Here is an 18,630-nt window from a genome sequence, read left to right on the forward strand (position 1 = left end):
TGCAGCCCGGAGGCGTTTCGGGGAGGAAACGTCCGCTCGATAAGAGCGAAAGAAAGCCCGCCGCGATGTATCCCCCGCGGCGGGCTTTTTTATTGCCCATTATTCTGGCGCTATCGCTCGCCGCGCGGCGGCTCGCTGCCTGAGCGCGCTCGCGATCACCGCCGTCTGACGATCAGCCTGCGCGAAGCGCCAGGCCGCGTCGGATCGGGAGGTCCCCGAAGGGGCCGACGATCCGCGGCCGAAGAAAAAAGGCCGGAGCGTCGCCGCTCCGGCCCTTCTGTCTCTCAGGACGGTCCGCTTACCAGATGCGGACGCGGTCTTCGGGCGCGAGATAGTATTTCGACCCGGGCTGGACGCCGAAGGCGTCGTACCAGGCATCGACGTTGCGCACCGGGCCGATGACGCGGAACTCGGCCGGGCTGTGCGGGTCGGTGGCGATCTGGTTGCGCAGGGCGTCGTCGCGGTACTTCGATTGCCAGACCTGGGCCCAGCCGTAGAAGAAGCGCTGGTCGCCGGTCGTGCCGTCCAGAACCGGAGCCGGCTGGCCGTTCAGGGACAGGTGATAGGCCTCCAGACCGACGGCCACGCCGGCGGCGTCTCCGATGTTCTCGCCCATGGTCAGTCCGCCCTGGACGTGGAAGCCCGGGATCGGCTCGAACTGGTCGTACTGGGCGCCCAGGCGGGCGGTCAGGGCCTCGAAGTTCGACTTGTCCTCCGGGGTCCACCAGTTGCGCAGCACGCCGTCGCCGTCGGACTTGGAGCCCTGGTCGTCGAAGCCGTGGCCGATCTCGTGGCCGATCACGCCCCCGATACCGCCGTAGTTGACGGCCGGGTCCGCGTCCGGATCGAAGAAGGGCGGCTGCAGGATGGCGGCCGGGAAGACGATCTCGTTGTTGGCCGAGTTGTAGTAGGCGTTCACGGTCTGCGGGGTCATGCCCCATTCGTCCTTGTCGACCGGCTGGTTCAGGCGGCTGAGCTGATAGTTCCACTGGAACAGGCCCGCGCGCTCACCATTGCCGAACAGGTCGTCCGGGCGGATTTCGAGGGCGGAGTAGTCGCGCCATTTGTTCGGATAGCCGATCTTGACGGTGAATTTGGCCAGCTTGTCCTGGGCGGCGGCGCGGGTTTCGGCGCTCATCCAGGTCAGGTTGTCGATCCGGTGCGACAGGGCCAGACGCAGGTTGGCGACCAGTTCTTCCATCTTGGCCTTGGATTCAGCCGGGAAATACTCCGCGACATACTGGCGGCCGACGGCCTCACCGAGCATGCCTTCGGCGAAGCTGATGCCGCGCTTGTCGCGCGGACGCTGCATCGGTTGACCGTTCAGGTCGCGCGACCGGAACTCCCATTGGGCGTCCGAGAACCGCTGCGACAGGCGGCCGGCGGCGTCATCGACCGTATGGAAGGCCTGCCAGGCCTGGACCACCGACATCGGCGTCTCGGCGTAGATGGCGGCGATCTTCGGCATGGCCGTGTCCTGACGGACGATCAGGCGAGGCACCTCGCCCACACCGACAGCGTTGTAGTAGGCCTGCCAGGGGAAGCCGGGGGCTTCGGAGGCCAGTTGGCTGATGGTGTACTCGTTGTAGGTCTCGTCGCGGTTCCGGTTCTGGATCGGGGTCCAGTGGGCCTCGGCGATCCGGGTTTCGAAGGCGACGATGTCCGCGGCGGCCTGTTCGGGGTTCTCCCAGCCGATCATGCCCAGCATGCGCGCGACATAGGCCTGGTACAGCACCTTCTTCTCGGCCCAACGCGTTTCCAGATAGTAGTCGCGGTTCGGCAGGCCGATGCCCGACTGGCCGGTCGAGACGACGTAGCGGGTCGGCGCCTTCTGGTCGATCGTGATGCCCGTGCCGAAGATCGAGGCGCCGATGCGGCCCTGGCTCTGCCCCATGTAGACAGCCATCTTGTCATGGGTGTCGGCGGCGCGGATGGCGGCCAGATAGGGTTGCAGCGGCTGGTCGTCGAGCGCCTCGATGCGCGCCACATCCATGTAGGAGCGGTAGGCGTCGGCGATCTTCTGTTCGTCAGAGCCGGCGGACAGATCGGTGCGGGCCACCAGGCCCTCGATCATTTCCTTGACGCGGTTGTCGGACAGTTCGCGCAGCAGGTTGAACGAGCCGTAGGAGGTGCGGTCCGACGGAATCTGCAGACGGTCGAGGGCCGAACCGTTGGCGTAGCGGAAGAAGCTTTCGCCCGGGTCGACCGAGGTGTCGCGACCGTTCAGGTCGAAACCCCAGGCGCCGTACTTGGGGGCGACCGTGCCCTGGTAACCTTGGACCGCGCCGCCGGCAGGCGGCGTCTGGAAGAGTTCGAAGACGGTGCACGCCTCATCGATGCAGGCGTGATCGTCGTTGTCGGTCCAGGATTGGGCCTGGGCGGCGGCGGGCAGGAGCAGGGCGCCGACTGCGGCGCCGATGAGCAGCTTCTTCATGCGTAGTTTCCGGACTTCTTTTCACCAACCTGAACGGGGCGGCCGGACCCTACGCCCGCAACAGGGGCTGTCGCCTGAAATTTTTGTCATGAATCGACGGAAAGCCGGACGCAGCGGCGTTTCAGCCTGTAGGCTGAACCGTACGGAGGGCGAATGACTCATCACGGCGGCGGCGGCGAATATAAGGACCTTCTGGTCTTCCTTGCGGCGGCGGGCGTGGTCGTGCCGCTGTTTAACCGGCTGAAGATCAGCCCGGTTCTCGGCTTCCTCGCCGCAGGGGTTTTCCTCGGCCCCGACGGTCTGGCCCGGTTCTCCGATACCGTGCCGTGGCTGGGCTGGCTGACCATTTCCGACGCCAGCCAACTCAGGTCGCTGTCCGAACTGGGCGTGGCCTTCCTCCTGTTCATGATCGGGCTGGAGTTGTCCTGGGAGCGGCTGAAGGCCATGCGGCGGCTGGTGTTCGGCCTTGGCCTCAGCCAGGTCGTGGCCTGCGCCGTCGGCCTGGCCGTTGTTTTCATGGTCATGGGGCAGCCGCTGGTCTCGGCCGCGGTGCTGGGAATGGGACTGGCCCTGTCCTCGACGGCCGTGGTCATGCCGGTTCTGGCCGAGCGTGGCCGGTTGGGCAGCGCCTCGGGGCGGACGACCTTCTCCGTCCTTCTGGCGCAGGATCTCGCCGTCGCCCCCATCCTGATCACGGTGACGGTCATGGCGGCGCTGGCCGAGACCGGCGTGACCGCCGGCGGGGAGTTTGATCCGGCGGTCCTGCGTCCGGCCTTGTTCACCCTGGTTCCGGCCGCCATCGGTCTGGGGTTGCTGGTGATCCTTGGACGGTTGGTGTTACGTCCGCTGTTCCGGTCGGTGGCGAAGGCGCGGGCCGACGGACAGGGGCAGGAAATGTTCGTCGCCGCCTGCCTGCTGGTGGTCGTCGGGGCGGGGCTGGCCGCGCAGGCGGCGGGGCTGTCGATGAGTCTCGGCGCCCTGGTGGCGGGATTGCTTCTGGCCGAAACGGAGTTCCGCCGGGCGATCGAGGTGTCGATCGAACCCTTCAAGGGCTTGCTGCTGGGCGTCTTTTTCGTGGGGGTCGGGATCGGCCTCGACCTTGATGCGGTCGCCGCCGATCCGGTCTCGGTCTTCGGGCTCGCGCTTCTTCTGACGTTGCTCAAGGCTGCGCTCATCTACGGCGTGGCGCGGTTCTGGGGCGTGAAGAACCGGACAGCCATCGAAACCGCTCTGGTTCTGGGGCCGGCGGGAGAGTTCGCGTTTGTTATTCTCGGCGCAGGACTGGTCGAGGGCATCGCCTCCCCGGGGTTCACCGGCACGGTGATGCTGGCGGCGACGATAAGTATATTTACTGTTCCTCTGATGGCGATGTTTGCGGATCGTCTTGCGAACCGCGTCGCGCCAACTCAACCGGATCTTCCCGCCGAAGCCATGCAGGTTCCGTCGGTGGAGGACCGGGTCCTGGTCGTCGGGTTCGGCCGCGTCGGTCGTCTGGTCGGCGAATTGTTGGACGAACACGGACAAAAATTCATCGCCGTCGACGCCAACGCCTCGACCGTAGCCAAGGGGCGGGCGGAGGGATCCGATGTCTTCTACGGCGATGCGGGCAACATCGACATGCTGCAACGCTGTGGTGTCGGAAAGGCCCGCGCCATGGTGGTTACAATGGATTCTCCCGCAAAGGTTGATGAGGTCGTGTCGGCGGCGCGGTCGCTCCGACCGGACCTCATCCTCATCGCCCGCGCCCGGGATTCGAGGCACGCGGAAAGATTGTACAGACTGGGAGTCACCGACGCGGTTCCTGAAACCACCGAGGCCAGTCTTCAGCTGGCGGAAAACACCCTGGTCGACCTCGGAGTGCCCATGGGGAAGGTTCTGGCGTCCATTCACGAACGCCGGGACCGGTTCAGAAAACTGTTTCAGGACGCCATGCCGGACAGTAAAGGTGAACGCCTCCCCCGGGCCCTCAGGTCAACAAATCGTCGTCAGGGTGCGACGGAGCAGCAAAGCTGAGCCGTTAACCCAGCAACGATCGGCTCTGTTAATCTGTGGACCCCAATTTGGTCATCGTTGCGTGATGAGTGCCCCCTTCGCCGGATGTGGCGGGCTGACGGGGCGGTCCTCCCGCGTCCTGTAACCCGCCCAAAAGGCGTTCATTCGTGCCGGCGGTCTTTGCCCGCTGCTTAGTCGAGTAACCGTTTTTCATGCGAGATATCGCCCTGAGCTCCGTCCAGACCGCCTCCGACACCGAGGCTGAAGCCCCCCGCCTCAATCGCCGCCAAGCCGCCAAGGTCCGGACCCGCCAGAAGGTCCTGGACGCCGCCCGCGCCCTCTTCGCGGAGCGCGGCTACGAACCCGCCACCATTCGCGACATCGCCAAGGGCGCCGGCATGTCGACCGGCGCCGTGTTCGCGAACTTCCAGGACAAGGCCGAGCTGTTCGAGGCGGTTCTCGCCGAGGACATGGCCCGGCTGGCCGACGCGCTGAAGGCGGCGGTCGCCGCCGAGAACTCGGTGCGTGGACGCCTTCTGGCCGCCCTAAGCGCCGCCTACCACGCCCAGCTGGAGCATCTGCCGTTGGTTCAGGCCGTGGTGTCGCGCTCCTGGTTCCAGCCGGTCGCCGCCGAGATGCGCAGCCGCGCCGCCCTGCGTCCGGTCACCGGCATCGTCGCCGACATCCTGCAGACGGCGGTCTCCGAAGGCGAACTGGGGCAGGACGCCGACGTCCGCCTGCTGGGCGAACTGGTCTACGGCGCCTATGTCGCCAACTACCGCCACGCCGCCTACGACGGTTGGGGGATCGAGCAACTGACCGCGCAGATCGGCAAGCAGATCGACGTCATCCTCGCCGGCGCGCTGTCGCGCCAGTAAGCGAGGGCCGCGGACCGTCGGCCCTTCGGGATCTCCCGACGCGGCCGGGCCCGAGGCTTCGCGCACGTCCTGTAGATTGAAGGCCGCGGCGGGAGCCGCGGCCTTTGTCTTTTCCGGAGTCTCGGTCGGCGCTCAAGCAGCGAGCGACCGCGTCGCGAGCGATAGCGCTCCGAAGAGCCTCAGCTCTTCCAACGGAGAGTCGTGGGCTTCACGGGGTTTTCGAACGGTCGACCTTCGGCCCGGCTCTTCGCCCATTCGCGCTTCAGCTGCTGGTACCACTTGGCCTGTTTGTCGGCGTCGTCGATCCAGATCAGGGCGGGGTCGTAGCGGAGGCCTTCGTTCTGCAAATTCACCATGCCGCCGTCCTGTTTGAGGAAGGCGACCACACCCATACGCAGGAAGGGCTTGGCCAGGTCGAACACCCAGTGATCGGACCAGAAAATCTGGGTGATGCGGGTCCTTGTCTCCGTGACAGGGGTCAGGCAGGTCAGGGCCAGAACCTGTTTTGGCCCGACCTGGATGTGTTCCCAGCGATAGCCCGGCAGTCGGAAGGTGATCTCGGTCGCGGGCGCGCCGCCCAGAATTTTGTAAAGACGGCTGTTCGACGAGGGGGCGTGTCGAACCATCGAGAAGCCCAGCTCGCGCGGTTCGAACGCCTTGGCCTTCTCATGCATCGAGTGTTCGGAGCGCCACCACCATTGCTGATGGACGAAAGGCCCGTGAGCGGGGTCCATCAGACCGACGACGGCGTGATCGATGTGGCTGTCGAAATCCATCCACTCGACCAGCTTCGCCTCGCCGGCTGCGCCGGGGAAAACGGGCGGTTCGTGATCCGGTTCGCCGCCATTGCGGGCGTCAGAACCGATCCAGACAAACACCATCCCCTGGCTTTCGCGCACCGGATAGGACCGCACCTTGATGCGGTTCGCCTCGAACGCCTGATCCTCGACCAGCGAGGGAATGCTGGCGCAGACGCCGTCCGGGCGGAAGCGCCAGCCGTGATAGGGGCATTCCACCGTTTCGCCCTCGCCCGGCTTGTTCACGACCCGTCCCGCGGACAGGGGGGCGGCGCGGTGAGGGCAGATGTCGCGCATGGCGAAAACCTGACCTGCCTTCGTCCGGCCGATCAGCACGGGCTCGTTCAGGAGCTCGTACCGCTTCAGGGATTCCGGCTTCACGTCCCGCGACAGGGCGACGAAATACCAGGTGTCCAGGACGAAGCCCTTGCCGAAAGCGGCCGGCGGGGCCTTGGCTTCGGGCGCGCTGGATGAAGCCGGAGCGGGAATTTCGAGGGTCATGCGCCCTCTTTAGCGCTGCGTGACCGGGAAGTCTTGACCGGGCGCATCCAATCGCGCCCCCTGCGACGACTTACGGACAGAAGCGGGCCATGTGTCCGTCCAATGGGGAACCGATATGAAAGCCATCACCGCCGCTACCGCGGTCGCCGCCTGCGTCTCGCTGGGGCTGGCCTCGCCCGTCCTTGCCCAGGAACATGGCTCGCACGCCGCCCATGGGCAGGCCGCGGATCATGGGCACCATCACGCCGATTTCGAGTCGGGCCGCTTCCACGTCCGGGTCGACGGGCCTGAACATCCGGTCGGCGACATCATCCTGATCCCTGGTCTGACCTCCTCGCCGGAAATCTGGGACGGGCTGACCGATCAGCTGAAGGGCCGCTACCGGGTGCACCGCGTCCACGTGCAGGGCTTCGCCGGCGCGCCTGCGGAAGACAACGCCACGGGGCCGGTCGCCGCGCCGGTGGCCGAGGACCTGGCGCGCTATATCGCCGAGCAGAATCTGAACAAGCCGGTCGTGATCGGTCACTCCATGGGCGGGACCATCAGCCTGATGCTGGCGGCCCGGCACCCCGACAGCGTCGGCAAGCTGATGGTCGTCGACATGGTGCCGTTCATGGGCGTGATGTTCGGCCCTCCGGGAACCACGGCCGAAAGCGTCGCGCCGATCGCCGACCAGGTCTACGCCGGCATGTCGACCATCTCCCGCGAGGCCTACAACGCCCAGGCCACGGCCTCGATCAACGGCATGATCAACACCGAGTCCCTGCGCGCGGGGCCGATCCGCGACATGGAGACCAGCGACCAGCAGGTCGCCGCCTCGTCCTTCCGTGAGCTGATCGCCACCGACCTGCGGCCCGAGCTTTCGCGGATCACCGCGCCGACGGAAGTCCTGTACGTGAAGTTCAACGACGCCCGCATGACGCCCGAGATCACCGACGCCATCTACCGGATGTCCTATCAGGGCCTGGGCGGCGTGCAGCTCAAGCGGATCGACGACAGCGCCCACTTCATCATGCTGGACCAGCCGGCGGTGTTCGCCGCCGAGGTGAACGCGTTTTTAGAATAGGCGTCGATACGGTCATCCTTTCGGCGGAAATCGCCTTCACGCTCCTGTGAAGACAGGATGGCGATTTCCGTGCACCGTCTGATCGGCTATGGCCGAAGGACGGGTTGGGTGAGGTTTTGAATGGCCGGTGGGTTCAGCTTCAGGCGCGGCAGCGGTGGTGAGAAGCCGGCGCGGACGCCGTTGCAACGGGTGCTCTATTGGGGCGCCGTCGTCGGCGTGTGGGGGGCCATCTTCCTCGTGGTCTTCTTCGCGGTCTTCGCGCGGGACCTGCCGGACACCTCCACCCTCTACAACATCGATCGCCAGCCCTCGATCACCTATCTGGATCGCAACGGGGCCCTGATCGCCGTGCGCGGCACCCAACAGGCTCCGCCCGCGGACCTGGACGCGCTGCCGGACTATGTTCCGGCGGCCTTCATCGCCATTGAGGACCGACGCTTCTATCACCACCCCGGCTTCGACCCGGTCGGCATGAGCCGGGCTGCGGTGTCGAACATGCGCGCCGGCCGCGTGGTCCAGGGCGGCTCGACCCTGACCCAGCAGTTGGCCAAGAACCTGTTCCTGAGCCCGGACCAGAACCTGAAGCGCAAGGTTCAGGAACTGATGCTGGCGGTCTGGCTGGAGATGAAATTCTCCAAGAAGGAAATTCTCGCCCTCTATCTGAACCGGGTCTATTTCGGCGCCGGCGCCTACGGCATCGAGGCGGCCTCCCAGCGCTATTTCGACAAGAGCGCGAAACAGCTGACTGTTGGCGAGGCCGCTCTGCTGGCGGGACTGCTGAAAGCCCCGTCGCGCTACTCTCCGGTTTCGGAAAGCGAGCGGGCGGCCAACCGCGCCACGGTTGTGCTCAACGAGATGGTCGATGCGGGCGTCATCACGGCCGAGCAGCGCGCCCAGGCCGTAACCGAGCCGGTGCGGGTGTCGCGCACCCTCGCGACCCAGCATGCCCAGTATTTCATCGACTGGCTGGACAAGCAGATCCGGGAACTGGTTGGCGAGCCGACCGAGGACATGGTGGTGGAGACCACCCTGGACCTGACCCTGCAGACCCAGGCCGAGCGCTCGGTGCGTCGGATTCTGGAGCGGGACAAGTCGCGCGGCGTCGAACAGGCCGCGCTCGTGGCCCTGGACGGTGAGGGCCGGGTGCGCGCCATGATCGGCGGCAGTTCCTATGCCGACAGCCAGTTCAACCGCGCCACGGACGCCCGCCGTCAGGCCGGCTCGGCGTTCAAGCCCTTCGTCTATCTGACCGCCGTCGAGAGCGGCTACACGCCGGAGACCCGGGTGAACGACGCGCCGATCCGTATCGGCAACTGGTCGCCCCGCAACTATTCCGGAACCTTCGCCGGTGAAATGAGCCTGGCCAATGCCGTGGCCCAGTCGACCAATACGGTCGCCGCCGGCATCGCCGACCAGATCGGACGGGATAACGTCGCCCGCACCGCGCGGCGTCTGGGTGTGACCAGCCGGATCGGTCTGGAGCCCGCCATGGCGCTCGGCGCCGTGGAAGTGTCGCCGATCGAGATGGCCCAGGCCTATGACGCCTTCGCCAATGGCGGACGCCGGGTCGAGGCCTATGGCATCAGCCGCATCCGCACGCCGCAAGGCCGGGTGATCTACCAGCGGGCCAGCCGCGCGGACGGACCGGTCCAGGCGATCAGCAATCCCTACCTCTACTATATGAACCAGATGCTCCGCGGCGTGGTGACCTCGGGGTCGGGGCGGGGCGCCGCGATCAGCGGTCGGGACCTGGCTGGCAAGACCGGCACCACCTCCGACTACAAGGACGCCTGGTTCGTCGGCTACACGGGCGGCTTCGTGACGGCGGTCTGGGTCGGCAAGGACGACAACACGCCCATGCGCGGCGTTACCGGCGGCTCGTCGCCGGCCGCGATCTGGAAAGGCTTCATGCAGGCCGCCCTGCCGCGATTGAATGCGCCGGATATTCCCGCCGGCCCCGCCATGCCCGAAGGGTGGACGCCGCCCAGTCCGGTTGAAAGCCTGATCGGGCAGATCGGCGACCTGTTCGGCGACAACCCGCCGGGCGACGCGGCCAAGGATCCGCTGGATGAGCGGCTCATCGAGCCGCAGCCCGCCCAGCGGCCCATCGCGCCGAACCGTCCCGAGACTCCGGTGGTGCGCCCGACCCAACCCCAGCCGCCGCGCCGCGAGGAGCCGCGCCCGGAACCGACGCCCCAGCCCGAGAAGAAATCGGACCCGCTGTTCTTCTAGACGCCGCCCCCGGTTGAGGGGGCGAGGCGTCAGCGGCCGACCGCGTGCAGTGCGGGTCCGTGCTCGCGCAGCCATTTGCGGTAGGGGCGGTGGTCGCCGACCAGCGCATGGACGACGGACCAGTAGGCCGGGCTATGGTCCGCATGGACCAGGTGGGCGACCTCGTGCGCGGCCAGATAGTCGGCCACGGCGGGCGGCGCCAGGATGACCCGCCAACTGTAGCGGATCGACCGGTTGTGCGGGCTGCACGAACCCCAGCGGGACCGGGTGTCGGCGATGGAGACTGTGACCGGGCGCTGGCCGAGGGTTCGCAGATGATGTTCCGTGCGCTCGACCAGCACCTGCCGGGCCAGCCGTTTGAACAGGTTCTCGACACGACGTGAAAAGGCTTCGCCATCGCCGCCGGACTGGATGACGGGACCGTCGGCCGTGTCGATCAGGCGCGCGGCTCCCGCCCCGCCGGTCGACACCAGCAGGGTCGGGCGGCCGTAGAGAGGTACGACGGCGCCGGGCTCCAGCGGCGCGCTGTCCGGCCGCTCGGCCAGCCGCTCGCGCATCCATTCGGCCTTGGTGCGGGCGAAGGCGACGACCTCGCCCAGCTTGCGCTCGGACGGCGCGACGAGCACCGCCTCGCCGGCCCGGGCGTCAATGCGGATCGACAGGCGTCGCGCACGCGGATTGACCGATAGCCTGACCGGAACGCCGAGCGTTTCAGGCGGCAGTCGCTGGCCGTTCCGGTACTGCACAAATGGCCTCGTTGGCCGCGATGAAGTCGCGGACGCGCGGATAGATTTCGTCCCGGAAGCGTCGGCCGTTGAAGACGCCGTAGTGGCCGACTTCCGGCTGGACGTAGAGCGCGCGGCGCTCATCCGGAATATTGGGGGTCAGAATGTGGGCGGCCTGGGTCTGGCCGACGCCGGAGATATCGTCCTTCTCGCCCTCCACGGTCATCAGGCCGATGTCTGTGATGGCCGAGAGGTCAACCTTGCGACCGTGATGCTCCAGCAGGCCGCGCGGCAGCAGGTGCTGCTGGAAGACGATGTCGATGGTCTGGAGATAGAACTCTTCCGACAGGTCCAGCACCGACAGGTACTCGTCGTAGAACTCCTCGTGCTTCTGGGCCCCGTCGCCGTCTCCGTCGACCAGGCTCTCGAAGTAGCGGCGATGGGCGTCGATGTGCTTGTCCTCGTTCATCGACATGAAGCTGTAGAGCTGGACGAAGCCCGGATACACGCGGCGGCCGAACCCGGGATAGGGCCAGGGCACGGTGTGGATCATGTTCGACTTGAACCAGGTGAAGGGTTTTTCCTCCGCCAGCTGGTTGGTCACGGTCGGTGACAACCGGGCGTCGATGGGCGAGCCCATGAAGGTCATGGAGGCCGGGCGGTTCGGGTCCTCGTCCGCGGCCATCAGGGCGCAGGCGGCCAGCACCGGCGGTCCGGGCTGGCAGACACCGACGACGTGGGCGCGCGGGCCGATCTGGGCCAGCATGGTGCGGACGTGGTCAATGTAGTCGAAGAAGTCGAACCGGCCTTCCAGCATCGGCACCTGACGGGCGTTCGACCAGTCGGTGACGTAGACGTCGTGGTCCTGGAGGAAACCCTCGACCGTGCCACGCAGCAGGGTCGCATAGTGACCCGACAGGGGAGCGACGATCATCACGGCCGGAGCGGAGGTCGGCTTGCCGGCCCGCTTCAGGTCGCCGACGTGGCGGGCGAAGCGCACCAGACGGCACCAGGGCGAGGACCAGATGACCTGCTCGGTCGTCCGGACGGGCTTGTTGTCGATGGTGACGACATCCAGTCCCCACGCCGGCTTTCCGTAGCGGCGGGTGATGCTCTCGAACAGTTCGGCCGAGGCGAAGGCTGTCCGTCCGATGGCGGTTTCGGCGGCCGGGTTGAGCGGTGACGTCCAGAAATCCCGGGCCATCTGGGCCCCGATCCGGAACGGAGCGGCCGAAGCGTAGGCCAGCTCGTGAAGCGTATACAGCATGCGTATCCTGACACGGCCCCCGCCGAGAGTGCGGCAGGGCACCATAGAACGTATCGCACTGCAAAAAGATTATCCCCGATCACTGAAATCGTGAACGGGGGTCCGGGCCGCGCCTTAGCCCCGCGCCATGTTCCGCCGGATGATGTCGGCGGCGCGGGCTGGACCGATGTCGTGACCCAACGGCGCCCGGAACTGTCCGTCCGGCCCCATCAGATAGATCGTGAGGGAGTGGTTCATGGTGTAGTTGTCGCCGTCGCCGACCTTCTCATAGACGGCCCGATAGGCGTCGGCCGCGTCCCGCACCTGATCCGGCGTACCGGTCAGACCGATCACATCCATCGGATAGGTCGACAGATAGTCCTTCATCGCCTTGGGGGTGTCCCGTTCCGGATCGATCGAGATGAAGACCAGCTGCAGGTCCTCGCCCTCGGCCCCCAGCTGCTGCTTGGTCGCCTCCAGCATGCCGAGCGTGGCGGGACAGAAGTCCGGGCAGTAGGTGAAGCCGAAGAAGACCAAAGACCATTTGCCGTTCAGCAGGGTCTGGTCGACGGCCTGTCCGTCCTCGTTGACCAGCTGGAAGGGGCCGCCGACCTGGGGCTGGCCGGTCGAGATCACCTCACCGCCCGGCCGGACCGACGGCTGGCGACCGACCACCACCAGGGTCACGACCACCAGGGCCGCGGCGATGGCGATGCAGGCGCCGGCGAAGATGAGGATGGAACGGCGCGGCATTACGGCTCTCTCACAGTGGTCCGAAACCGGCCTATAGAAGACCTGTGAACGCAACTGAAGAACATCCGACGCCGCAGCCGGCTGAACCCGCGGAAGTCGCCGGCCCCTTCGCGGGCTGGAGAAACCTGCCGCGGCGCAATCGGGGGCTCTCGCTGCGCACGCTGGTGATCGTGCGCTGGCTGACGATCTTCGGGCAGAGCGCGACTGTTTTCGTCGCCACTGCCTGGTTCCATTTCGATCTGCCGCTGTGGATCTGTCTCGCGGTCATCGCCGTGAGCGTTCTGGTCAACCTCGACGGCATGGCCCGGCTGAAGCGCAGCGAGGGCTCGACCACGGACGGCACCCTGACCGCCGCCCATCTGGGGTTCGATATTCTGCAGATTTCAGTCCTGCTGGGGCTGACCGGCGGGCTGCAGAATCCGTTCTGCCTTCTGCTTGTGGCCCCGGTCACGGTCGCGGCGGCCTCGTTGCCGGCCCGGCAGGCGGTGCTGATGGGGCTGCTGGTCCTGCTGGCGACGATCTGCCTCTTCTTCGTCGCCCTGCCGCTGCCCTGGCAGGCGGGGACCGAACTGAACCTGCCGCCGCTCTACAAGATCGGGGTCGGGATGGCCCTGACCACGGGGGTGGTCTTCACCTCGGCCTACGCCTGGCGGGTGGCGGCGGACGCCGAGAAGCTGGAGCTGGCGCTGGCGACAACGCAGGACGTGCTGCAGCGCGAGCAACGGCTGGCGGCTCTCGGCGGGCTGGCGGCGGCGGCCGCGCACGAATTGGGCACGCCGCTGGCGACCATCCAGGTGGTGGCGAAGGAACTGCTTCGCGCCTCCGCCAAGGGCGGCCCGGCGGCCGAGGACGCCGCCCTGATCCTCCAGCAGGCGGAACGCTGCCGGGACATCCTGAAGCGCCTGTCCCAGCAGCCGGAGGAGGAGGGCGGCATCGCCTTCGCCGAGGTCGGCCTGAAGGCGCTGCTGGAAGAGGTGGTCGAGCCGCACCGCGGTTTCGACCTGGATTTCGAGGTCTCCGTCCGCACGGCGTCCGGGGAGAAGCCCCCGCGCGTCCGACGTCTGCCGGAGGTGATCCACGGCCTGTCGACCCTGGTCGAGAACGCCGCCGACTTCGCCGGCTCGCGGGTGCGCGTGCGGGCGCTGGTGGACGCCGGCTTCATCGAGATCGAGGTGGTCGATGACGGCCCGGGCTTCCCCCCTGACATCCTGCCGCGGCTGGGCGAGCCCTATGTGACCAGCCGCCCCCAGGGCAAGGCGCGGCGGGCTCTTGCGGCCCAGATCGCCGCCTCCGTGGCCGCCGCGGCGCCGGGGCGCCGGTCCCGCAGGCCGGAGCCCGAACCCGAGACCATCGCGCCCAGCCAGGGCGGTATGGGCCTGGGCTTCTTCATCGCGCGGACCTTGCTGGAGCGCACAGGCGGGAAGGTCAGCGTCGGCGCGGGAGACGGCGGTCGGGGCCAGCCGCGCGGCGCACGTGTGTCCGTGCGCTGGGCCCGCCCGGCGCTGGAGGTTGCGACCTGAGCCTTGGTGTCGCACCCCCTGTCTGAACCTTGACCGGGGGACCGCCGTTACCGACTTGGACCGGATGGAACTGACGAAGATGCCCGAGACTGAAGCCCGCATCGCCGCCCTGGAGGACAAGACCCTCCTGCTGCTCGATGACGACAATGCCCTGCGCACCCGTCTGGGGCGGGCCCTCGAGACCCGGGGGTTCGAGGTGACCACGGCCGGGTCGGTGGCCGAGGCGAATGACGCCTTGAGGACCTCGGTTCCGGCCTTCGCCGTCCTGGACATGCGTCTGGAAGACGGCAACGGCCTGAAGGTGGTGGAGATGATCCGCGACCGTCGGGCGGACAGCCGCATCGTCATGCTGACCGGCTACGGCGCCATCGCGACGGCCGTGGCGGCGGTGAAGGCCGGCGCGGTTGACTACCTCCAGAAGCCGGCGGACGCCGACGATGTGGTGAAGGCCTTGCTGATGACCGGCGAGGCCCCGGAGCCGCCGGACAACCCGATGAGCGCCGACCGTGTCCGCTGGGAGCATATCCAGCGGGTCTATGAGCTGTGCGACCACAATGTCTCCGAGACGGCCCGCCGCCTCGGCATGCACCGCCGGACCCTGCAGCGCATTCTGGCCAAGCGCGCGCCGCGCTGAATTTCATCCCGGGCCGCTTCGGCTCCGGGAGACGAAGCGGCCGATGGTCCTCGGCCGCACGGGAAGGTGTCCGTTCGCGTTTCGCGAATGAACACACGTGGCGATTGGCGAAGGCAGGGCGTCCCTTCCTGCAAACGGCGTGGCGGCCGACGATGGTCGCCGCCACGGTCAGGTCATCGGAGGCCCGGTGGTCGGGCTCCCTCCCGAGGACCTCGACATGATCCGCATCGCCACTCTCGCCGCCGCCGCCCTGCTGGGCCTGACCGCTGTCCCGGCCCATGCCGAGGGGGACACCCTGACCCTGACCTTCGAGACCGGCGCCCACACCGGCACGGTCAAGATCGCCCTGTTCAACTCGGAAGACGCCTACAAGGGCGGTCAGCCGGTGGCCTCGGCCGAAGCCGACGCCTCGGGTGAGACGGCGGTGGCCGTATTCAACAACCTGCCGGCCGGCGACTATGCGGTGCGCGCCTTCCACGATGTGAACGGCGACGGGCGGATGAACACCAATCCCTTCGGCATGCCGGTCGAGCCCTACGCCTTCTCGAACAACGCCGTCGGCATGATGGGGCCTGCCGCCTGGGATCAGGCCCGCTTTACGGTCTCCGGCGAGACCACGCAGACGATCAGCATTCGCTGAAGTCCTGCCCTGGGGCCATCGCGCTTCGCGCGGCTTGAGCCCCCGAACGTCCGGCCCTTTCAACCTTCAAATTCCGCTCCACGTTGTCGGAGATTTCCATGCTCGCCTCCCGTCGTAGCTTCCTGATGGGCGCCGCCGCCCTGTCTGCCGCGGTCGTCACGCCCGAGACGGTCCGGGCTATGGCGGCCATGCAGGCCTCCGCCGACTGGTCGCTCGCGACCGCCGATCTTGAGGGCGACATTGCGCGCCGGACGATGCGGCGGGTGCACGGCCGCGCCCCGGCGGCGCTGGAGGGGGCGCTGTTCCGCAACGGGCCGGCCAAGTTCCGGCGGCCGGGCGGCTCGGCCACCCACTGGTTCGACGGGGACGGTCTGATGCGGGCTTTCCGCGTCCGCGACGGCCAGGCCACCCTGGAGGCGCGCTTCGCCGACACGCCCAAGCGGCGTTGGGAAAGCGAGATTGACGCTGTGGTCACGCCAGGCTTCGGCACAGCCGGCGATCGCCGCGCCCGCCTCGGCTCGAACGACGACGCCAACACCGCCAACACCGCTGTGATGGTCGCGGGCGACGAGGTCTGGGCGCTGTGGGAGGGCGGGTCGCCGCTGGCCATGGACCGCGCGGACCTGTCGACGAAACGGTTTGTCACCCTGCGGGACGACCTCAAGGGCATGCCCTTCCAGGCCCATCCCAGATACGATCCGGACGGTACGATCTGGAACGTCGGCCTGCACGGCGACCGGATGATCGTCTGGCGGCTGAACGCCGACCGCAGCCTGAACACCGTCGGGATCGTTGAACTGCCCCGCGCCAGCTACATGCACGACTTCACCGCCACGGCCCGGCATCTGGTGATCGTGATGCAGCCGTGGGTGTTCGAGCGTCCGGGCATGCCCATGACCAGCCAGTTCGCCTGGAAGCCCGAACTGGGCACGCAGGTGATGGTGGTGGACAAGGCGGACCTGAGCCGGACCCGCATCTTCGAACTTCCGGCCTTCAGCTATTTCCATCTGGGCGACGCCTGGGAAGACGCATCGGGGGCGATCCGTTTCGACGTGGCGGCGGGCAAGGACATCACCTTCGTGGTCGAGGGCGCGCGGGTGCTGGTTGAGGGGCGCGGGACCGTTCCGGGTTCACCGTCGGAGCTGTCGCTGGTCACCCTGTATCCGGACGGACGGGCCGAGATGGTGTCGTCGGGCATCGCGGGGGAGTTTCCGAAATGCGACCCGCGCCGGGCGGGGCGGGTCCGGCGCCGGACGGTGCACACCGCGGGCGAGCGCGGCGGCCGTCCCCTGCCGGACGGGCTGGCGGTCCACGACTGGGAGACCGGGCGCTCGGACGCCTTCTCCTTCGGTGACGACGTGATCGTGGAAGAGGCCAACTGGGTTCCGAAGCCGGGCCGATCCGGCGAGACGGACGCCTGGCTGGTGGCGCCCGCGATCAATCTCCGCGAGGGCGTCACGGAACTGCACGTCTTCGACGCGGCGCGGGTGTCTGACGGCCCGGTGGTCAGCTGGCGCGCGGATGTGGCCCTGCCGGCGGGCTTCCACGGGATCTGGGCGGACTGAGTCCCGGGCTAGTACCAGCCGGCGTCCCGCAGCGCCCTGGCGTAGCGGCGGCTGACAGGGGCTTCGATCCCGCCCTCGAGCGTGAACGTGGCTCGTCCCTCTCCACGAACCACCTCACGGACAGCGTCCCTTGAGACCCACCAGCTCCGGTGAGTCTGGGCCCCTTCCAGCCCCTCCAGCTCGATCAGGGCGTCGGACAGCCGCATCAGGATCAGGTCGGAGCCCCGGTCCGTATGGACGCGAAGATAATGATCTTCCGACTCAACCGCGTGGATCGTCGCCCCGCGCAGCCGCGGGGGAAGCCGGTCCGGGAAACGGGCGGGCGGCGCATCCGGGGACGCCGCATGGGTCTGGACCGGCGTGCGGGCGAGGAAGACGTTGAGCAGCGACAGGGTCCCGGTCACGATCACCACCGGCGCCAGATAGTTCGGAAGATTTGCAAGGTGCAGGGTGCGATCGCCGTTGAAGACCAGGCTGGTCACGGCCCAGACCGAGACGGCGGTGGGACCGGAGATCAGGGCGGTCAGTGCGGCTGACATCAGCCAGGGTTGCCGGTCCAGATCGATATGTGTCTCGACCAGCCGGGAAGCGAGAACGCCCCAGAGCGCGCCGACCAGCATCATCGGACACCAGTAGACCAGCCGCAGCCAAAGGGGCGCGCCATCCATCCCGAACGCGCCGGTCAGGGCCAGGACGACCGCGGCGCCCTCGGCGATCAGCAGGCCCCTGACCAGGCTGCGATCGATCGTCAGGCTCAGGGTCTGGGCGGGACGCTCGGCCCTGCTCATCCGGCCTTCCCGCCAGGACCGGTGCAGACTGCGCGGAACCCGGCGGCCGCGAAGCGGACCATGTAGTCCCCCGCTGTCTCCAGATCCCCCGAACGACACAGACCGCCGGACAGGCGATCCAGACGTCCGGTCTCGCCCAGCGTCAGGGTCAGGGCGCCGGAGAGGTTGTGGTAGGCCCAGTAGAGGTCGACCTCCCGGGCGTCCGGCAGGACCGCCTTGATCAGCTCGATCAGGCGGCGGATGGCGGGATCGAAATAGCGGGCCATGGTCTCCCCGCCGAAGGCCGGGTTGGCGTTGGTCTGGGCCACCAGGGCGGAATAGTGCTTCCAGCCCGGCCCGCCCTTGAGCGACCACTGGAACGGCGGCCTGAGAAAGGCTTCCAGCACCCCTTCCAGAGTCATCGCGTCCCCGTTGTCCCGGGCATAGCGGTTGATGGCGTCGACCCGCTCGTTGTTCCAGACCTCGGCGCGACGCAGGAAGACCGCGTCAAACAGCCCGCGCTTGGCGCCGAAATAGTAGTGCACCAGCGCCGTATCGACGCCGGCCTCCCGCGAAACCTCGCGGATGGTGACGCCGTAGAAGCCGTGTTTGGAGAACAGATCCTCGGCGGCGTCGAGAATTGATTCGCGCGTGTCCGCAGTCCCGCTGCTCCGGGCTTTCGGGGGTCGGCCGCGGCGCGCCGGGCGGGCGTCGTCCTGGGGGGCGGGTGCGTCGGTTTCGCTCATGGCGGCAAGCTAGGCCCCCGCGGCCCGACTGTGCAACGGCGCCACAGCCCTCAGGTCGTGTTTACGCCACGGAAGCGCCACGGTTTGACAGGGACCGGAAAACAGGTACGGTCCGCGAAAATCATTGAACGCTG

At 67.6% G+C, this 18,630-nt stretch carries 15 protein-coding genes; 8 read left to right on the plus strand and 7 right to left on the minus strand.

Annotation, left to right across the window (positions count from 1 at the left end):
* Positions 1-298: 298 nt before the first annotated feature.
* Positions 299-2,434, minus strand: coding sequence for a M13 family metallopeptidase (locus ACLQ7T_RS02140; protein WP_420477915.1), 2,136 nt, complete (start codon positions 2,432-2,434; stop codon positions 299-301).
* A 153-nt stretch (positions 2,435-2,587) separates the two neighbouring features.
* Between ACLQ7T_RS02140 and ACLQ7T_RS02145 the strand changes: the two genes are divergently transcribed.
* Together ACLQ7T_RS02145 and ACLQ7T_RS02150 are read left to right on the plus strand one after the other, a co-directional pair.
* Positions 2,588-4,447 (plus strand): cation:proton antiporter domain-containing protein, encoded by a 1,860-nt coding sequence (locus ACLQ7T_RS02145; RefSeq protein ID WP_420477916.1) that lies wholly within the window; start codon positions 2,588-2,590, stop codon positions 4,445-4,447.
* 191 nt (positions 4,448-4,638) lie between these two features.
* Entirely contained in the window at positions 4,639-5,304 is a 666-nt protein-coding gene (locus ACLQ7T_RS02150; RefSeq protein WP_420477917.1) for a TetR family transcriptional regulator, read from the plus strand.
* 179 nt (positions 5,305-5,483) lie between these two features.
* Here the strand turns inward: ACLQ7T_RS02150 and ACLQ7T_RS02155 are convergent, their stop codons facing one another.
* Positions 5,484-6,602 carry a Rieske 2Fe-2S domain-containing protein gene (locus ACLQ7T_RS02155; protein ID WP_420477918.1) on the minus strand — a complete coding sequence of 373 codons (1,119 nt, stop codon included), beginning with the start codon at positions 6,600-6,602 and terminating at the stop codon, positions 5,484-5,486.
* A 115-nt stretch (positions 6,603-6,717) separates the two neighbouring features.
* Between ACLQ7T_RS02155 and ACLQ7T_RS02160 the strand changes: the two genes are divergently transcribed.
* Positions 6,718-7,668, plus strand: coding sequence for an alpha/beta fold hydrolase (locus tag ACLQ7T_RS02160; RefSeq protein ID WP_420477919.1), 951 nt, complete (start codon positions 6,718-6,720; stop codon positions 7,666-7,668).
* 120 nt (positions 7,669-7,788) lie between these two features.
* Entirely contained in the window at positions 7,789-9,900 is a 2,112-nt protein-coding gene (locus tag ACLQ7T_RS02165) for a transglycosylase domain-containing protein (protein ID WP_420477920.1), read from the plus strand.
* Between the two features lie 29 nt (positions 9,901-9,929).
* On the opposite strand, the gene ACLQ7T_RS02170 is transcribed toward ACLQ7T_RS02165, so the two are convergent.
* From ACLQ7T_RS02170 to ACLQ7T_RS02180, 3 genes are all read right to left on the minus strand, one after another.
* The gene (locus ACLQ7T_RS02170; RefSeq protein ID WP_420477921.1) at positions 9,930-10,646 is read right to left on the minus strand and encodes a M48 family metallopeptidase; all 717 of its coding nucleotides are present in this window, start codon (positions 10,644-10,646) and stop codon (positions 9,930-9,932) included.
* Positions 10,612-11,892, minus strand: coding sequence for a polyhydroxyalkanoate depolymerase (locus tag ACLQ7T_RS02175; RefSeq protein WP_420477922.1), 1,281 nt, complete (start codon positions 11,890-11,892; stop codon positions 10,612-10,614). Before ACLQ7T_RS02175 ends, ACLQ7T_RS02170 begins: the two co-directional genes overlap by 35 nt.
* A 114-nt stretch (positions 11,893-12,006) precedes the next feature.
* Complete coding sequence (locus ACLQ7T_RS02180; RefSeq protein ID WP_420477923.1) at positions 12,007-12,624, minus strand: SCO family protein; 618 nt, start codon at positions 12,622-12,624, stop codon at positions 12,007-12,009.
* Positions 12,625-12,668: 44 nt separating this feature from the next.
* Between ACLQ7T_RS02180 and ACLQ7T_RS02185 the strand changes: the two genes are divergently transcribed.
* From ACLQ7T_RS02185 to ACLQ7T_RS02200, 4 genes are all read left to right on the plus strand, one after another.
* Positions 12,669-14,144 (plus strand): ActS/PrrB/RegB family redox-sensitive histidine kinase, encoded by a 1,476-nt coding sequence (locus ACLQ7T_RS02185; RefSeq protein ID WP_420477924.1) that lies wholly within the window; start codon positions 12,669-12,671, stop codon positions 14,142-14,144.
* 79 nt (positions 14,145-14,223) lie between these two features.
* Positions 14,224-14,778 (plus strand): ActR/PrrA/RegA family redox response regulator transcription factor, encoded by a 555-nt coding sequence (locus ACLQ7T_RS02190; protein ID WP_420478004.1) that lies wholly within the window; start codon positions 14,224-14,226, stop codon positions 14,776-14,778.
* 139 nt (positions 14,779-14,917) lie between these two features.
* The gene (locus ACLQ7T_RS02195) at positions 14,918-15,418 is read left to right on the plus strand and encodes a DUF2141 domain-containing protein (RefSeq protein ID WP_420477925.1); all 501 of its coding nucleotides are present in this window, start codon (positions 14,918-14,920) and stop codon (positions 15,416-15,418) included.
* Positions 15,419-15,516: 98 nt separating this feature from the next.
* The gene (locus tag ACLQ7T_RS02200; protein ID WP_420477926.1) at positions 15,517-16,983 is read left to right on the plus strand and encodes a carotenoid oxygenase family protein; all 1,467 of its coding nucleotides are present in this window, start codon (positions 15,517-15,519) and stop codon (positions 16,981-16,983) included.
* Between the two features lie 8 nt (positions 16,984-16,991).
* Here ACLQ7T_RS02200 and ACLQ7T_RS02205 read toward each other — a convergent pair whose 3' ends face one another.
* Together ACLQ7T_RS02205 and ACLQ7T_RS02210 are read right to left on the minus strand one after the other, a co-directional pair.
* Complete coding sequence (locus ACLQ7T_RS02205; RefSeq protein ID WP_420477927.1) at positions 16,992-17,771, minus strand: LytTR family DNA-binding domain-containing protein; 780 nt, start codon at positions 17,769-17,771, stop codon at positions 16,992-16,994.
* Complete coding sequence (locus ACLQ7T_RS02210) at positions 17,768-18,496, minus strand: TetR/AcrR family transcriptional regulator (protein ID WP_420477928.1); 729 nt, start codon at positions 18,494-18,496, stop codon at positions 17,768-17,770. The genes ACLQ7T_RS02205 and ACLQ7T_RS02210 overlap by 4 nt, the downstream gene beginning before the upstream one ends.
* Positions 18,497-18,630: the final 134 nt, after the last annotated feature.

The sequence above is a fragment of the Brevundimonas sediminis genome (assembly GCF_048799765.1).
GTDB lineage: Bacteria > Pseudomonadota > Alphaproteobacteria > Caulobacterales > Caulobacteraceae > Brevundimonas.

What these genes read in the sequence shown, in the direction of transcription:
- ACLQ7T_RS02190 (WP_420478004.1), top strand. Translation starts at nt 14,224, where the DNA reads ATGCCCGAGACTGAAGCCCGCATCGCCGCCCTGGAGGACAAGACCCTC.
- ACLQ7T_RS02210 (WP_420477928.1), bottom strand. Translation starts at nt 18,496, where the DNA reads ATGAGCGAAACCGACGCACCCGCCCCCCAGGACGACGCCCGCCCGGCG.
- ACLQ7T_RS02175 (WP_420477922.1), bottom strand. Translation starts at nt 11,892, where the DNA reads ATGCTGTATACGCTTCACGAGCTGGCCTACGCTTCGGCCGCTCCGTTC.
- ACLQ7T_RS02140 (WP_420477915.1), bottom strand. Translation starts at nt 2,434, where the DNA reads ATGAAGAAGCTGCTCATCGGCGCCGCAGTCGGCGCCCTGCTCCTGCCC.
- ACLQ7T_RS02180 (WP_420477923.1), bottom strand. Translation starts at nt 12,624, where the DNA reads ATGCCGCGCCGTTCCATCCTCATCTTCGCCGGCGCCTGCATCGCCATC.
- ACLQ7T_RS02145 (WP_420477916.1), top strand. Translation starts at nt 2,588, where the DNA reads ATGACTCATCACGGCGGCGGCGGCGAATATAAGGACCTTCTGGTCTTC.
- ACLQ7T_RS02165 (WP_420477920.1), top strand. Translation starts at nt 7,789, where the DNA reads ATGGCCGGTGGGTTCAGCTTCAGGCGCGGCAGCGGTGGTGAGAAGCCG.
- ACLQ7T_RS02200 (WP_420477926.1), top strand. Translation starts at nt 15,517, where the DNA reads ATGCTCGCCTCCCGTCGTAGCTTCCTGATGGGCGCCGCCGCCCTGTCT.
- ACLQ7T_RS02205 (WP_420477927.1), bottom strand. Translation starts at nt 17,771, where the DNA reads ATGAGCAGGGCCGAGCGTCCCGCCCAGACCCTGAGCCTGACGATCGAT.
- ACLQ7T_RS02160 (WP_420477919.1), top strand. Translation starts at nt 6,718, where the DNA reads ATGAAAGCCATCACCGCCGCTACCGCGGTCGCCGCCTGCGTCTCGCTG.
- ACLQ7T_RS02150 (WP_420477917.1), top strand. Translation starts at nt 4,639, where the DNA reads ATGCGAGATATCGCCCTGAGCTCCGTCCAGACCGCCTCCGACACCGAG.
- ACLQ7T_RS02155 (WP_420477918.1), bottom strand. Translation starts at nt 6,602, where the DNA reads ATGACCCTCGAAATTCCCGCTCCGGCTTCATCCAGCGCGCCCGAAGCC.